The organism is bacterium (assembly GCA_016708025.1).
In the GTDB taxonomy this organism is placed as follows: Bacteria; Zixibacteria; MSB-5A5; order GN15; family FEB-12; genus FEB-12.
Window position 1 is genome coordinate 668,715 of record JADJGQ010000001.1, and the last position, 15,688, is coordinate 684,402.

The window sequence follows — 15,688 nt, forward strand, 5'->3', positions numbered from 1 at the left end:
CGGCGCATTCCTGCCGATACAGCTTTTATGCTGTCCGAAGCTGCTACAACTACCCAGATCGAAGACTTAGAGGCCCGTCTCGAATACCGGAAAGCACAACTCCGGGATCTCGCAACTATGGGCGCAGTAATCACTTCGATTCATGAGACCGGCGCCGTCCTGTCCGTGGTCATGGATATGGCCATGGGATTGGTTGGCGGAGAGGTCGGCCTGATCATGCTGACAGAATCAGGCAAAGTGACCAACAAAGTCTGCTGGGGAGTCAGCGAAGAGTTTGTCAAGGCGCTGATGTATCAGGATGGCAAGGATCTAGCCACCTACTGTCTCGAACACCGGGAAACCGTAGTCCTTGCGGATCTCGGCATCAAGTCCGAAGAAGGTATCACGCTCAACACCGTCGTAGCGTTACCGATCCAGACTTCCGAGCGGTGTCACGGGCTGATCGTGATGTTCAACAAGACTGATGGCGGAAATTTCTCGGCCGACGATCAGGAAGTCTTGGAGATGCTGCTTCGCTTTGTCGCAGTCGCGATCGACAATACATTGCTGATGAAGGAACGGTTGCAGCGTCAGAAGATCCAGCAGGAGATCGCCATTGCCAAACAGGTGCAGGAGACGATCCTTCCTCAGCAACTTGACGAAACTCCGGGAGTCGACATCGGCGCGATCTACTTTCCCGCGCGTGATGTCAGCGGCGATTTCTACGATGTCATCAAAATATCGGAACAGACGTTTTATGTCGTGATCGGCGATGTCTCGAACAAGGGCGTTCCGGCGGCGTTGGTGATGTCGGCCTGTTCGGGCATTATCAAGACAGTCGTGGAAAACGAACCGACCATCTCCGTTTCGCAACTGGCCCGTCGAGTGAATGAGTTGATGGGGCAGGGGATCATCAAAGATCGCGAAATGTTCGTCACGCTTTTCTTCTGCAAATTTGATCTGGCGGGAATGCGGCTGAGCTTCTGTAACGCTGGCCATCTCCCTGGTCTGTACTGGAATGACGAAACTCAAACGATAGATTCACTGGCGGCCGGTGGCCCAATCATCGGCCAGTTTCCGGGCATACGTTTCATAGAAGAAGATCGTCCGCTTCATCGGAACGATCGACTCTTTCTCTTTACCGATGGATTGACCGAGGCGGAAGATGCCGACGGTCACCTGTTTGGGCGCGAACGCGCAGAGCAGGTGCTTACATCCGAGATCGATCTTCCTCCCAAGCAATTCTGTCTGAAAGTCAAGGAATGGGTTGACCGCTTCTCCGAAGGAACCACGGAAGATTCTCACGATGATTTTACCCTGTTGCAGGTGAAAGTGAACTGATCTATGCCCACCTACGACTTCCGATATCCATCTCGTCTGGAATCAGAAGAGCGGATGCTCGATGACTTTGAGGCTGCCCTCAACGAAGCCGGAGTCCCCCGCGAGGACTGTCGGGGGTTCTTACTTGCAGTCTCCGAAGCATTTAACAATGCCATGGTGCATGGCAACGGGAGCGATCCGTCCAAACAAGTGACAGTCCGACTTGACGTTAAGGAAACAGCCATCACTGCCGATATCCTCGACGAAGGGCAAGGTGGTTTGGCTAGGCTCCGGGCTCGAAAACCAAGAGGTCTGCTGGCCGAGGGCGGAAGAGGGATCGACTTGATCGGACACTTCGCCGACTCGGTCGAATACTCGCAGCAGGACAATGGGGGGCTCAAGGTCACCATCCGTATTGCGCGACACAAAGCTCAGACAACTCTATAAAGTCATGCGGAGGACAGCATGGAGATGATAGTACGTGAAAAGGGTCCGGTTACGGTTATCCAGCTTACCGGACGTCTCGACCTCGCGAGCGGCAGTTCGCTCAAGGAACAGGTCAAGAAACTGTTAGCCAAGAATGAAACGACGATCCACCTGAATCTCGCCCAGGTCGAGTTTATCAATAGCTCCGGTCTCGGCGCGCTGGTCTCGATCATGAAGGAAGTCCGCCTGACCAAAGGTCGGTTGACCCTCTCCAATCTTGCCAGCTATGTGCAGGAGATCTTCGATATCACGCAGCTCTCCCATATCTTTGAAATTTACCCGACTGAAGACGAAGCGCTGACATCGTTCCAGGCAGTTGGCATTCGCTAAACTGCAAGTCAGGTAACTCAAGGGGTAGCGACATGAGCCACGTGGTTGAAACAATTGGGGAACTGCTGTCTCGACTTCAGTCGCCGGATTTCTTCGAACGAGAAGAAGCGGTCAAGGAGCTGGGACGGTACCGCGAGGATGAAGCGGTGGCCGGCTTGGTGCTGGCTATCGAGGACGCCGATCTCGGCATCCGCGAACTGGCCGCCGATTTCCTTACTGAGATCAAGGGGAGGACCGCGTCGGAATTACTTTGCCGATTCCTGGCCCATCCTGACATTGGTACGCGCAATCTCGCGTCGGAGATCCTCGTCCGCATCGCCGGCGAAGCGGTCCCGGCGCTCATCGATCATCTCGACGATGACGATGCCGATGTGCGCAAATTTGCCGTAGATATTCTCGGACTGATCCGTGACGAGCGCGCTGTTCAGCCGCTCTGTCAGAAACTCTGGGATGAGTGCAACAATGTGGTCTGCTCGTCCGCCGAAGCCCTTGGCGAGATCGGCTCGCCGCAGGCCGTTCCGAACCTGATCGCCGCCGGCGACAAGATCGATGACGTCCGGCTTCAGGCTATCGAGGCGCTGGGAAAGATCGGCGATGCTTCGGCCTTGCCCTATCTCTACCAGACTTTGACTTCCGACGATCCAGTCGTGCTTTATTCAGCGATGGAGGCGATCGGGGCCATCGGTAAGCCGGAATCCGTCAAGGAACTCCAGCCATATCTCGATCAGCCAGACCCGACCATAGCCGAGACCTGCCTCAATGCGATCATCAGCATTTCAATTCGCAATGATGGTTGCAGCAGTGTTGACCTGCCGCTGGAGCGTTTCAGCACGTTCCTGTTCGATGGGATCAAGCGCGGCAATCGCGATATCACTGAATTTACGCTTAAACGGCTTTCACATTGGTATGGATCCGATGTCATTCGGAACCTGCTCAACGTGGTAGAGTTCGTTGATGATGACAAATTCCGCCGTGTCGCCGATGCACTCATCGATATCGGTGCCCCGGCTGTCCCGATGATTGTTGATAAGCTGCTGGTCGCCGAAAAGGAGACCAAACTCCGCCTGCTTGATTTACTCAAGCAGTGCCCGACGAGCGACATCACCGCAGACCTGCTCCGTGTTGCCGATGACCAGGACCAGGATGTTCGCCAGAAAGTGGCGCACCTGCTCGGTATCTCCGGCAATGCGACCGCCATCCCGGTACTCAAGCGGATGGCCTCCGATAATAATGGCCATGTTCGCGCGGCAGGATATGCCGCTATCGGCTGGTTGGCTGGCGAAGCTGATGTTGATTTCATCTTCTCCGGACTTGAAGACAAATACAATGATGTCCGCGAGTCCGCGGTCGGAGCGCTGATCATTGTCGGCGGCGCCAAAGTTGTCGCCAAGTTCACTGCCGACCTCTATCACCCGGATATCGACCGTCAGCGCCTGGCGGTGACAGCTCTCGGCTGGATCGGTGAGTCTGAAGTGATCGAACCTCTGTTACGTGCCACCAATCATCCGGATCCGGCGATCCGCAAGTCGGCCATCTCTTCGCTGTCCAGGATCGGTCAGATCGGCAACGTAGAACCGATCGTTCTAGCATTGAATGACGAAAACTCGGCTGTTCGCAAAGCCGCGGTGACCGCATTGGTTGCTCTTGAAGAAGAGCGCTCTATCAAGCATATCAAATTCCTTCTGGATGATCCGGATGTCTGGGTGCGGTATCATACGATCACCGCCATTGCCGACCTGGGCGTCAAAGAGAACGCTGATTACCTCATGCCGTTCCTTGATGATCCTCAGGATATCATTAAGATCGCTACGGCGAAGGCGCTTGCTGAACTCGGGGCTACCCTCGCTCTGCCTGCTCTCGAACGGTTACGCAAAGAACGGAATCAGGATCTGGTTGCCGCAGTCAACCTTGCGGTTAACACCCTGGGAGGAAAGCAGTGACACAACAACCGTCATTACTAGTTGTCGATGACGAGTTGCTGATCCGCGACCTGTTGTACGACTTCTTTACCGGCCAGGGGTGGTCGATCGCCGTCGCAGAAAACGGCGAAAAGGCTCTCCAGGTGATGAAGAACCGTTCAATCGATGTCGTCCTGACCGATGTGCGCATGCCGGAGATGGATGGCATGACTTTGGTCGGTGAACTACGACAGCATCATCCGGAGATTCCCGTGGTGATCATGACCGGATTTCCGTCGGTCGATAGCGCAGTGGGGGCACTGCGTAACAGAGTATATGACTATGTTATCAAGCCATTCAATATCAACCAGCTATGTAAAACGCTTGAGGCTGCGCTGAAAGATGCGCAGAAGTGAGTAGGTGAGCAAAAGGGGCTGGGCGCGAGGGACAGTATGCTGGTAAATAGCGAAGTTGAACTGGACATGACGCTCGATGAGTTCGTGATGATTCGCGATTTCATCCTCGAAAAGAGCGGCATATTCTTCGCCGAAAACAAGATGTATCTGGTTCGCAATCGGCTCGCCAAGCGAATGGCCGAATTGCAGATCAAGACCGTCCGCGATTACTTCTATCACGTAAAATACGATCTCTCTCTTCGTGAATTCAATAAGCTGATGGATCTCGTCACTACTAACGAGACCAGCTTTTTCCGCAACGAACCGCAATTGCTCAGCTTCTCTGATGAAGTCCTGCCGTTGGTTATAGAGGAGAAGCTGAAGGAACGGGGCCCCAAGTCGCTGCGTATTTGGTCGGCTGGGTGTTCCACCGGCGAAGAGCCGTACACGCTGGCCGTTATCATCCTGGAACGGCTAAAATCGCTGGCTGGCTGGAATGTCGAAATCGTTGCCAATGATATTTCGGAGCAAGTACTCCAGAGGGCACGCCAGGGGGAGTATAGCGGCATCACCCTGCGCAATATCAGGCCGGAACTGCTGACCAGGTATTTCAGCAAGGACGGCGACAATTATCGAGTGAAACCGGAAGTTCAGGCCTTGGTGAAATTCTCTCACATGAACCTGAACGATCCGCGTAAGATATCGGTCGTATCCAATATGGATGTGATCTTTTGTCGTAACGTCATGATCTACTTCACGGAAGAAGTAAAGAAGCAACTGGTGCGCGGATTTTATAACGCGCTCAAGCCGGGCGGCTACTTCTACATCGGCCATGCCGAAACGCTTCATGGGATATCCAAAGCGTTTAAGCTGGTCTATTTCAAGAACGCCCTGGTTTACCAGAAAGAGGCCGCGGCCGGAGTTGTGCGCGTCGATACGACTGCCGCCGCCGGTTCGTCACCTGCAACCTCGGCATCGTCGGGCGCCATCCGGGCAATGGACCTGCTGAGCAAAATCAAACCGATAGCGGTCAAGCAATAAGAGGGATAGAGGGCAGGATCATGAACCAGACAATCCTGGTGGTCGATGACTCTCCGACGATCGTGAAGTTCGTCAGCTTCTCACTGCGCAACGGTGGCTACAATGTGGTCACTGCCTGCGACGGGATGGATGCTCTCGAGAAAGTGTCGCGATTGACCGAGGGAGTACATTTGGTCATAACCGATCTGAACATGCCGAACCTGGATGGCTACAGCCTGATCGCGACCTTGCGGCAAAATCCGCAATATCGCGAAGTGCCGATTATCATCCTGTCATCGGAAGGAGGGGACGACGATCGTCAGCGCGGTCTCGACGTTGGTGCTACCTCTTATCTGGTGAAGCCGTTCAAATCGTCGCTGTTACTCGATGAAGTAAGTAAAGTGCTGCAACTGCGCGCGGGTGCGCCCGCCTAAGAGGAGCCTATATGTCCGATCTCAAGATCATTGCGGTTGATGACAGTCCGACCATGCGCCGGATCATCATCAATACGCTCAAGCGCGCCGGCTATGAAAACGTCATCGAAGCAACCGATGGCAAAGATGCTTTGGCGAAAATGAAAGTCGAGCATGTCAGTTTCGTTATTACCGACTGGAATATGCCCGAAATGGACGGCCTTGCCTTTGTGACGCAGATCCGTGCCACCGACGAATTCAAGAATTTGCCGGTACTCATGGTGACCACCCGGTCCGTTAAGGAAGACATCGTGGAAGCGATGAAAGCAGGCGTCAATAATTACATTGTCAAACCGTTTACACCTGAGACTCTGAAAGCCAAGATCGACCAGATCCTGGCGGGATGACGGGCGGACTAACAGGAGATGTGCCATGACGACAAATAAATTCAGCCAAAGCCGCATCCAGCAAGAGCTCCAGGAACTGACCCAGTCAGTAGCCGGTCTAATTGAGAATTTCCATCGTCTCAAAAACCCTCTCGTCGAGTCTCGCGAGAAGGTCCCACAGGCGACCGATCAACTCGATAAGATCTCGCAGCAAACCGAGGCTGCGGCTCATCGCATGCTGGATATGATCGAACAGATCACGCAGCGCGAAGAACAGATGATCGCCGGGCTCGGACAGATTAGCCAGCTCGCGGCCAAAGGGGAACATGCCCCCATTTCCGGACTCGCCCAGGATCTCAGTGGCAAAGCAAATACGACGTTGAACGACGCGTTCACTATCATGAATACTCTGCAATTCCAGGATATTACGTCGCAACAGATGGACCATGCCGCGGCGTTACTCGAAGACATAGAGAACAAACTGCACTCGATTTTGCAGGTCATTGGCGGAGATGAGTTCCGGGTGACGGTCGAGGAGCCGAAGATACGCAAGGAACGGGCGTATGATCCTCATGCAGAGATGACCGACAACCATGCCAAACAGTCGGACATCGACAATCTGTTTCTCCAGACGAAGAAAAAATAGGACGGGGCTATGGCGAACGATATCGATCTCGACGAGATGAAAGAGATCATCGACGACTTCCTGGTGGAAGCCGATGAACTGCTGCATTCTCTTGACACCAATCTGGTAAAGCTGGAATCGAAACCCAACGATCTCGATCTGCTCAACGAGATCTTTCGGGCTGCCCATACCATCAAGGGGACCTCGAGCTTCCTCGGTTTTGAACAGGTCACGAACCTGACCCACAAGATGGAAGATATTCTCAACAAACTCCGTAAAGCGGAGATGGTGGTAACGCCGACCATCATGGATCTTCTGCTCGAATCGCTGGACATACTTAAGGTCCTGATCAGTAACGTTCATGAATCAAACTTCGAAGAGATCGACCTGACCGAGATCATCGGCAAGCTGATAGCTGTACAGGAAAGTCAACCAGGTGCAGCTCCCGCGACCGTGAAAGCCGAGCCAGTCGCGGTTCTGCAGCCAAAGCCCCTCAGCGAATTGGCGGGGACGCCGATCACTGTCTCCGAGGCACTCAAGAGCACCCCGCAAGCACCTCCGATTGAGGCACCAGCCGCCTCGTCAGCAGACGTTACAACTGGTGGCGCCAAAGCGACCATGAAAAAAAGTGCGCCGGACGGTAAAAAGCCGGCCGGAGATCAAACAATTCGTGTCGATGTCGATCGCCTCGACTCTCTGATGAACCTGATGGGCGAACTCGTCCTGGGACGAAATGCTCTGGTACAGACAGTCGGCAAATTTGTCAACGAGGACGCCAATACCCAGCACGTCGAGCAACTCAACCAGGCAGCCGCTTCGCTTAACTACATTACCACCGAACTGCAGATGGCCGTAATGAAAATGCGTATGCAGCCGGTCGGTAAAGTCTTCAGCAAGTTCCCGCGCCTGGTCCGTGACCTGACCCGCGATAACGGCAAGCAGATCGAATTGATCATGTCCGGCGAAGAGACCGAACTCGATAAATCTGTTATCGAAGAAATCGGCGACCCGTTGGTGCACATCATCAGAAATTCCTGTGATCACGGCATTGAGATGCCGGATGCCCGTACCGCCAAAGGAAAGCCCGCAAAAGGGACTGTCGCGTTGGCCGCCTGCCAGGAGGGCTCCAACATTGTCATCCGTATCAAAGATGATGGCAAGGGGCTCGATGTCGCGGCAATCCGCGATAAGGCAGTCGAACGTGGACTCGCCACGCGTGTCGAGGTCGACAAAATGCCCGACAAGGAAGTCTTCCGCTATATCTTTGAAGCTGGACTTTCAACGGCCAAGGTCGTCTCTGATGTCTCCGGTCGCGGTGTCGGGATGGATGTCGTCCGGACAAATATCGAAAAACTGAACGGTATGATCGAACTGGACTCGAAAGTTGACCAGGGAACGACCATTACCATCAAATTGCCACTGACCCTCGCGATCCTGCAGGGCCTACTAATTGACTCCGACAAAGAAGTGTATATCCTGCCGCTGTCTTCAGTGGTCGAGACAGTCAAGACAGCGCAATCGGATGTCAGCTATATCAATCGCAAACCGGTCCTTCGGTTGCGTGACGAGATCATTCCGATAATCAATCTGGGGCAAGCGCTGGGACGCACCAAGAGTGGCCTGGTCCTGGCTGAAAAACCCTATATCGTTGTGGTAGGTCTAGCCGACCAGAAGATCGGGATCAACATGGATCGATTCCTCGGACAGGAGGAAGTGGTGATCAAGTCGCTCGGCAGCTACCTGGGGACAACTGAAGGTATCGCCGGCGCCACCATTCTGGGAGACGGACGCATTCGCCTGATCATAGACCTGATCGGCCTGTTCAACCTGGCCAAGAAGACCGCATAAGGCAGATTGACATGGCGATTGAGGCCCCCAGCCCAACTATACGCATTCTGGTAGTGGACGATTCCGCGTTCATGCGGAAAGCCATTACCATGATGCTCGAGTCTGACCCGCTCATTAAGGTCATTGGGACGGCCCGCGATGGTGAAGAGGGGGTAGAGAAAGTCCGCCTTCTCAAACCGGATCTGGTCACTATGGATATTGAAATGCCGAGGATGGATGGCCTTGCAGCATTGCGCGAGATCATGCTTAAGAGCCCCGTACCCGTAATGATGGTCTCTTCGCTGACCACCTCCGGAGCACAGGCGACCCTGGAGGCCCTTGATCTCGGCGCAGTAGATTTTATCCCCAAGCAGATGTCCTATGTCAGCCTTGATATTGTGAAGATCAAGGAAGACCTCATTGCCAAGATCAAGGATATTGCCAAGCGGAAGCACATCCTGATGTCCCGCCATCGTCAGCGTCAGTTCTCCCAGATCGGCAAGGGGACTGCCGAATCTCCAGTCTCCAAGACAACGGTTCAGCTTCCCGAACAGAAGTTCATCCGCAAGCGTCAGCACCAGATCGGTCTGGTCGCGATCGGTTCCTCCACCGGCGGGCCACCGGCCCTTCAGTCGGTGATCACCAAGCTTCCGCGCAATTTCCCCGTCGGAGTGGTGATTGCGCAGCACATGCCCCCAATGTTTACCAAATCGTTGGCGGATCGACTTAATACGCTCTCCACGCTAACCGTTCGCGAGGCGCAGGATGGCGAACGGATCGAGGCTGGCTTGGTGCTGGTCGCACCCGGTGGGCGTCACCTGACCGTCAAGCGGCGCGGAGGGCAGGTCTTTGCCTGCGTCTCCGACGAGCCGTCGACCACGCTCTATAAGCCGTGCGTCGATGTTATGCTTAATTCAGTCGCGGAGACCTATGGCCAGCAAACCATGGGAGTCATCCTGACAGGGATGGGGAATAATGGCATTCAGGGGATCCGTCAGATCAGGTCAAAAGGGGGAGTGGTGATCGCTCAAAACGAGCAAACATGTGTTGTCTACGGTATGCCGCGAGCGGTCATCGAGGCCGGCGTGGCCGATCATATCGCCCCCATCGAATCCATTGCTGCTGAAATAGCCAGTTACTTCTAAGTTAAAGTTTTTGTTGAATGTATACCTCCTTAAGGCTACCCTTTTGGTCAGCTTGAAGGAACGTATGCTCATGGATGAAGCCAGAGACGCCGCATCGATTGTGACGCTCGAATCGGATGAACTGCATCGGTTTACCGAATCGTACGCGTCTTTTACCCGTATCATCAATAGCCTGCAGCGTCAGTACATAGAACTCAAAGATGAGTTTACCAGCCAGAACGCCGAGCTAAAAGATACCAACCAGAAGCTGGTCGACATGACCAGAAAGAACCTGGCCGTATCTGAGTTCCTCAACTCCATCCTGACAGCAGTCTCCGTCGGTATAATTGCAGTTGATCAGCAGGGGCGAATTACGCAGTTCAATCCAGCCGCTTCGCAAATGCTCGGCATGTCCGCCAGCGAGGTCCTCGGTAGGCCGTATCGCGAAATCCTTCCCCCGGGTACCCCCGTCAATGCTAACGCGCTGCGCGCATCAGAAAGCGGCAAATCAGTCGAGTCAGTGGAAAAACATCTGGATCTCCCGGATGGAACCCGTTTGGCGCTCTCCGTCTCAACGGCGATCCTTCGTGACGATGCAGGCCGTTCGGTCGGCGCAGTCGAGGTCTTTCAGGACCTGACTCGTGTAAAACGGATCGAGCAGGAGCTGGGTCGTCTATCGACCCTGGCGGCATTGGGAGAAATGGCCGCGACTATCGCGCACGAAGTGCGCAACCCGCTGGCCGGGATCGGCGGATTCGCCGCTCTTTTGAAACGTGATCTCAATATCGATGATCCCAAGCAGAAACTGGCCGACAAGATCATCACCGGAGTCGAGAATCTCAACCGCACCGTCACCACCTTACTCAACTATACTCGCTTTGAAGAAGTCAATAAAGAGGACCTTACCTATACCGAGTTCGTGCAGCGCTCCCTCGACCAGTTCCGCTTTGATAATGGCGAGCGATTGCGGGCGGTATCGCTTGAATTGACTCCCGAAGAGAGCAGCTATGAGGCCAAAGCGCATATTGATCCAATGCTGGTCAGGCAATTGCTGTTTAACCTGCTGACCAATGCGGTTGAGGCATGCGGAGAGAAAGGGAGTATCTCGATCTCAGTCCGCCGCTTGTCCCGCGACGATGCCCATGAAAAATACAGTGACAAATTACTGCTGGGTCATAGAGAGACTGTCCTTGAAACGACTGTCCATGACTCGGGTCACGGCATCAATGCACAGGTACTCGACAAGATCTTCTCGCCGTTCTTTACGACCAAAAGCACCGGCACCGGACTTGGTCTGGCGGTGAGCTGGAAAATAGCCAAAGCACACGGGGGGAGATTATCGCCGATAATCATCCGGCCGGTGGTGCACAATTCACATTTGTGATCCCTTCGAAGATTGACCACGCTGACATGGAGCGCACAGGATGAAGTATGCTGTACTGATCGTGGATGATGATAAACTGGTGAATGAGTTTTTGACAGAAACCCTCACCCGTGCCGGATACAAATGCGTTTCCGCATTTTCCGGCGAAGAAGCTGTTCATCGATTTAAGTCCCAGACGTTTGATATTGTTCTCACCGACCTCAAGATGCGGGAGATGGACGGCCTGACTTTGCTGCATCAGATCAAGACGGTGTCGCCGGACACGACCGTTATTATGATGACCGCCTATGGCACGGTTGAGACTGCGGTCAAGGCGATCAAGCTGGGAGCCTATGATTTCCTGCTCAAGCCGGTTTCACCGGAAGCCCTCGAGCATATCCTCTCCCGAGTGACCGAGGTCCTGGAGCTACGCTCTCAGAACCGGATCATGCAGGCCGACCTGGCACACAAGTTCCAGAACATCATCGGCAAGTCGAAAATGATGAAGGAGATCTTCGATCTGATCCAGTCGGTCGCCAATGCCCGCTCAACCGTGATGATCACCGGATCTTCCGGTACCGGTAAGGAAATGGTCGCTCGCGCCATACACTATGCGTCGAACCGCGCCCAGAATCCGTTCATCAAACTCAACTGTGCCGCGCTGCCGGAGAATCTGGTCGAGGCGGAGCTGTTTGGCTATGAAAAAGGGGCGTTCACCGACGCCAAGAAGACCAACCGCGGCCGCTTTGAGCTGGCCGATGGCGGCACTCTATTGCTCGACGAAATCTCCGAGATGCCGCTGAATCTGCAGAGCAAACTGCTTCGCGTGATCCAGGAGCGCGAATTCGAACGCGTTGGCTCAAGCCAGACGATCTCTGTCGATGTCCGTATCATTGCCACGTCGAATCGCAATCTGAAAGAGTACATTTCCCAGGGGCTGTTCCGTGAAGATCTCTTCTATCGCCTCAATGTCATTCCGATCTACTTGCCGCCGCTCGCGGACCGCAAGGAAGACATTCCTGCCCTGACGCAGCATTTCATTGAGAAGTACAATGATGAGAATGGTCGGAGCATCAAACGGATGGATGACGGCGTGATGCGCATGTTCCTCCGGTATCACTGGCCCGGCAATGTTCGCGAACTGGAAAATATGCTGGAACGTGCAGTTGTCACCGCTAAGTCGGAGATTCTGACCGATGATGACTTCCCGACCGAATTGGCCCTTGGTCCAGTGGCCGATGACCTCCCGCCGCTGAAGGTGCCGATGAAGCTCGAAGAGGGGAGCAAGTACTTGATTCTCAAGACCCTTGAGAAGTTCAACGGCAACAAAACCAAGGCTGCAGAGGCTCTCGGGATCACCACCCGGACCATCCGGAACAAGCTGGCTGAATATCAACTGGAGCAAACTAACTGACAATCGTTCAATAGATTTGCGAGAGGCCCGCTCCGGCGGGCCTTTTTCTTACCCGGAAACATTTGCCTGATAAACATTTGAACAGTTCTGCCGATAGTTTAGTTGACCGGACAGCGTCAGGCAATTCAGCCCGACAACCCCGTTCAGTAAACGACGACTATGGATCTGGCAACACTTATCGGTCTCATACTCGCTTTTGGCGCGGTGGTCGGCTCTTTCGTAATGGAAGGAGGTCACCTCGATGCCATCTTCCTCTTTCCCCCAATGCTGATAGTGATTGGCGGAACGTTGGGTGCCACCATTGTAACCACTTCCTTCGGTACGGTCCTGCAGGTACCGACTTACCTTCGATTGGCATTCTTTGGTCATTCCCATAGATTGACCGAATCGATCGACATGATCGTCCGCCTGGCCGAAAAGGCGCGTCGCGAGGGGATTCTGGGCCTCGATGCTCATATCAAAGATTTTAGAGATCCGTTCTTTCGCAAAGCTCTCCAGTTGGTGGTCGACGGAACCGAAGTGACCGCACTTCGCGAGATCCTCGAGACCGAGATCGCTTACATGGAAGAGCGCCACAAAAAAGGGATAGCCTTCTTCCAGAAGGCCGGAGGATTTGCACCTACGCTTGGCATCCTGGGGACAGTCCTCGGACTGATCCACACCCTCGGGAACACGTCCGATGCCTCCAAAATGGCGACCTCAATCGCCGCCGCCTTCATTGCCACTCTTTGGGGAGTCGGCCTGGCGAATCTCTTTTTCCTGCCGGTCTCAGACAAATTGAGACTTCGCCACGAAGAAGAGATGATCCACCTTGAACTGGTCGTCGAAGGTATGGCCGCGATCCAGTCCGGTGAAAATCCGCGCAATATCCGCACGCGCTTGCTGGCATTCATCTCGCCGCAACATCGCGGCGTGGAGGAATGACCATGCCCCGTCGCCGTCGCTCTTCCAACGATCACGAAAATCTTGAACGCTGGCTCCTGACCTACGCTGACTTGATCACCCTGCTCCTGGCCTTTTTTGTCGTCATGTACTCCATGTCCCGAGTTGACGCCAAGAAGTTCGGCAAGATGGCCGAGGCACTCAATGGCGTGCTCAAAGGGGGAGATAGCATCATCAAAACTGAAACCGAGTCCAGGAAAACCGGCCACGGACTACTGCAACTCGGCAATCTCAAGATGATCCAACAGCAGATCGAAGAACGATTCAAGGAGATCAATCGGCAAGGGGAGATCAAATCCGAATTGACCGAACGCGGCTTGGTAGTCCATATCATGGAATCGGCATTGTTCAGTGAGGCTTCGGCCGACCTCCAGCATCGCGCTATGGAGATTCTCGACCTGATAGCCGACAAAGTCCGACCACTCCCCAATCATGTCCGGATCGAGGGTCACACCGATGACCGACCGATCAATACGGTGGTTTATCCGTCGAATTGGGAACTCGCCTCAGCCCGTGCGACTGCGGTCGTGCGCTACTTTTCCGGCCTGCACGGGATCGCCCCGGACCGGATCTCCGCGCTGGGCTACGGTGAGTACCGTCCAATACGCCCGAACAATTCCATTGAAAATCGTGCCCAGAACCGTCGGGTCGACATTGTCATCTTAACGATGGAACTGACAGTCCAGGAGCCTTCATCTGAATACTATTATGGTGAGAAGTCGGATTCCGACACACTGACCACAGTCCAACAGACTTTTCCCACTCAGCCGGGAAACGATTTCCCGCAACAGCCGCTGAACTGGGAACAGCTCGACAGCCTCAGAACCGCAACTCCTTAGCATTCAACAGACAATCCGCATTCTCGTAAAGTTGGCACCGTCCTTGCAATTGACAAGGTCGGAAACATACGGCTACGAGTACATATATGGAAAACGGACTGTCAAAATTCTTATTCACGAAGATGGGCGTGCCCAACTTCTCGAAGTACCTCGATCTCGGATCGTTCCGGCAGAAGCTTATCTCCGGAAACATGGCCAATGCGGCCACTCCGGGCTATGAGGCACAGAATATTGAGTTTGAGCGTGAGTACCAGCGACTCACCGGCAACACCAACCACCTCGCCGGTGCGTTGACCAATCAATACCATATACCGCTCGGTGAGCATAAGGCGAAGCCGCCGCGTATCGATCATGAGAAGGTCAAGGACGGCGATGTCAATTCGATCGATATCGACGAAGAGATCGCCAACCTGGCTCAGAATGAACTGCAGTTCACCATTGGGGCCGAACTGCTGAAACGTAAATTCGATTCCATGCGCAACGCGATAACCAGTAAGTAGGGATAGTGAGATGGCCGGAGTACTGCACGCGATCCAGTTGTCAGCCAAAGGGCTGACTATCCAGCGCAAGAAAATGAATGTCGTCGCCGAAAACTTGGCGAATGCAGAAACGACCAAAACGGCCGACGGCGGCCCGTATCAGCGCAAACGCCTGTTGGTCAGGGAAGCCAAAGAGGCGGGGAATTTCGATTCCTTCCTGCGCCAGGCCGACACGCCGCTCGCTCGCACCCACCCCGAGCACAAACTCGGTAACTCTTTCAAAGTGCGCGAGGATTCTGAACTTGCCTCGGTCGAGGCAAAACAGGTCGAACAAAAGGACTCGTTCAAGCTGATCTATGATCCGACCCATCCGGAAGCGGACGAGGAAGGATATGTCAAACTGCCGGATATCGATATCATCACCGAGATGGTCGATATGATGGTGGCAAGCCGTGCCTATGAAGCCAATACCACGGCGATTGCTGCCTCCAAGAAAATGGTCAAAGATGCTTTGGATATTTAGTGGTGTGAGGTAAACAAGAATGAAGATCAACCCCGTAGGGATCCAATCCTACCAGAACGTACCCAAACGCGAAGACAGCGCTGCGGGAATCCCGTATCGCGAAGCAGAAGCCGCTTCGGTTTCGATCGAACCGAAAAGTACTGCCCAGGGTTCAAGCGTCGCGGTCAAGGCGAAATCCGGCAACTACGCCGACACCCTGTCCACCGAAGAACGCCGCGCTCTTGAACTGGTCTTTGCACGATTCAAAGAGACCGGGCGTTTCGGACGAACCGATGGCGAGAAGGTCGAAGGCGGCCTTGGCCAATTGATCGACGTGAAAGTCTGA

Annotated in this window: 18 protein-coding genes; all 18 read left to right on the forward strand. The window is 54.1% G+C overall.

All coding sequences use genetic code 11. From position 1 onward, the window contains the following. Positions 1-27: 27 nt before the first annotated feature. The 18 genes from IPH75_02885 (at position 28) to IPH75_02970 (ending at position 15,688) form a co-directional block, all read left to right on the forward strand. On the forward strand, positions 28-1,320 hold the full coding sequence (locus IPH75_02885) for a SpoIIE family protein phosphatase (protein MBK7141011.1): 1,293 nt from the start codon (positions 28-30) through the stop codon (positions 1,318-1,320). A 3-nt stretch (positions 1,321-1,323) separates the two neighbouring features. Further along, complete coding sequence (locus tag IPH75_02890; protein ID MBK7141012.1) at positions 1,324-1,746, forward strand: ATP-binding protein; 423 nt, start codon at positions 1,324-1,326, stop codon at positions 1,744-1,746. Positions 1,747-1,764: 18 nt separating this feature from the next. Further along, on the forward strand, positions 1,765-2,115 hold the full coding sequence (locus tag IPH75_02895; protein ID MBK7141013.1) for an STAS domain-containing protein: 351 nt from the start codon (positions 1,765-1,767) through the stop codon (positions 2,113-2,115). 32 nt (positions 2,116-2,147) lie between these two features. Further along, the gene (locus tag IPH75_02900; protein ID MBK7141014.1) at positions 2,148-4,055 is read left to right on the forward strand and encodes a HEAT repeat domain-containing protein; all 1,908 of its coding nucleotides are present in this window, start codon (positions 2,148-2,150) and stop codon (positions 4,053-4,055) included. Beyond that, positions 4,052-4,429, forward strand: coding sequence for a response regulator (locus IPH75_02905; GenBank protein ID MBK7141015.1), 378 nt, complete (start codon positions 4,052-4,054; stop codon positions 4,427-4,429). The genes IPH75_02900 and IPH75_02905 overlap by 4 nt, the downstream gene beginning before the upstream one ends. Positions 4,430-4,465: 36 nt before the next feature. Next, positions 4,466-5,449, forward strand: coding sequence for a protein-glutamate O-methyltransferase CheR (locus IPH75_02910; protein ID MBK7141016.1), 984 nt, complete (start codon positions 4,466-4,468; stop codon positions 5,447-5,449). Between the two features lie 20 nt (positions 5,450-5,469). Further along, a complete protein-coding gene (locus IPH75_02915) occupies positions 5,470-5,862 on the forward strand; it encodes a response regulator (GenBank protein MBK7141017.1) in 393 nt (130 codons plus the stop codon). An 11-nt stretch (positions 5,863-5,873) separates the two neighbouring features. Continuing rightward, positions 5,874-6,248, forward strand: a complete 375-nt coding sequence (locus tag IPH75_02920; protein MBK7141018.1) for a response regulator — start codon at positions 5,874-5,876, stop codon at positions 6,246-6,248. A 25-nt stretch (positions 6,249-6,273) separates the two neighbouring features. After that, on the forward strand, positions 6,274-6,873 hold the full coding sequence (locus IPH75_02925; protein MBK7141019.1) for a protein phosphatase CheZ: 600 nt from the start codon (positions 6,274-6,276) through the stop codon (positions 6,871-6,873). Positions 6,874-6,909: 36 nt separating this feature from the next. Next, on the forward strand, positions 6,910-8,700 hold the full coding sequence (locus IPH75_02930; protein MBK7141020.1) for a chemotaxis protein CheA: 1,791 nt from the start codon (positions 6,910-6,912) through the stop codon (positions 8,698-8,700). 11 nt (positions 8,701-8,711) lie between these two features. Continuing rightward, the gene (locus IPH75_02935; protein ID MBK7141021.1) at positions 8,712-9,824 is read left to right on the forward strand and encodes a chemotaxis response regulator protein-glutamate methylesterase; all 1,113 of its coding nucleotides are present in this window, start codon (positions 8,712-8,714) and stop codon (positions 9,822-9,824) included. Between the two features lie 70 nt (positions 9,825-9,894). Continuing rightward, positions 9,895-11,187, forward strand: coding sequence for a PAS domain S-box protein (locus tag IPH75_02940; GenBank protein MBK7141022.1), 1,293 nt, complete (start codon positions 9,895-9,897; stop codon positions 11,185-11,187). A 40-nt stretch (positions 11,188-11,227) separates the two neighbouring features. Continuing rightward, positions 11,228-12,580 (forward strand): sigma-54-dependent Fis family transcriptional regulator, encoded by a 1,353-nt coding sequence (locus IPH75_02945; GenBank protein MBK7141023.1) that lies wholly within the window; start codon positions 11,228-11,230, stop codon positions 12,578-12,580. A gap of 159 nt (positions 12,581-12,739) precedes the next feature. After that, a complete protein-coding gene (locus IPH75_02950; GenBank protein MBK7141024.1) occupies positions 12,740-13,504 on the forward strand; it encodes a flagellar motor protein in 765 nt (254 codons plus the stop codon). Further along, entirely contained in the window at positions 13,501-14,361 is an 861-nt protein-coding gene (locus tag IPH75_02955; protein ID MBK7141025.1) for an OmpA family protein, read from the forward strand. Before IPH75_02950 ends, IPH75_02955 begins: the two co-directional genes overlap by 4 nt. 128 nt (positions 14,362-14,489) lie before the next feature. After that, on the forward strand, positions 14,490-14,861 hold the full coding sequence (gene flgB, locus IPH75_02960) for a flagellar basal body rod protein FlgB (protein ID MBK7141026.1): 372 nt from the start codon (positions 14,490-14,492) through the stop codon (positions 14,859-14,861). A 10-nt stretch (positions 14,862-14,871) separates the two neighbouring features. Beyond that, complete coding sequence (gene flgC, locus IPH75_02965) at positions 14,872-15,363, forward strand: flagellar basal body rod protein FlgC (protein MBK7141027.1); 492 nt, start codon at positions 14,872-14,874, stop codon at positions 15,361-15,363. Between the two features lie 19 nt (positions 15,364-15,382). Beyond that, the gene (locus tag IPH75_02970; GenBank protein ID MBK7141028.1) at positions 15,383-15,688 is read left to right on the forward strand and encodes a hypothetical protein; all 306 of its coding nucleotides are present in this window, start codon (positions 15,383-15,385) and stop codon (positions 15,686-15,688) included.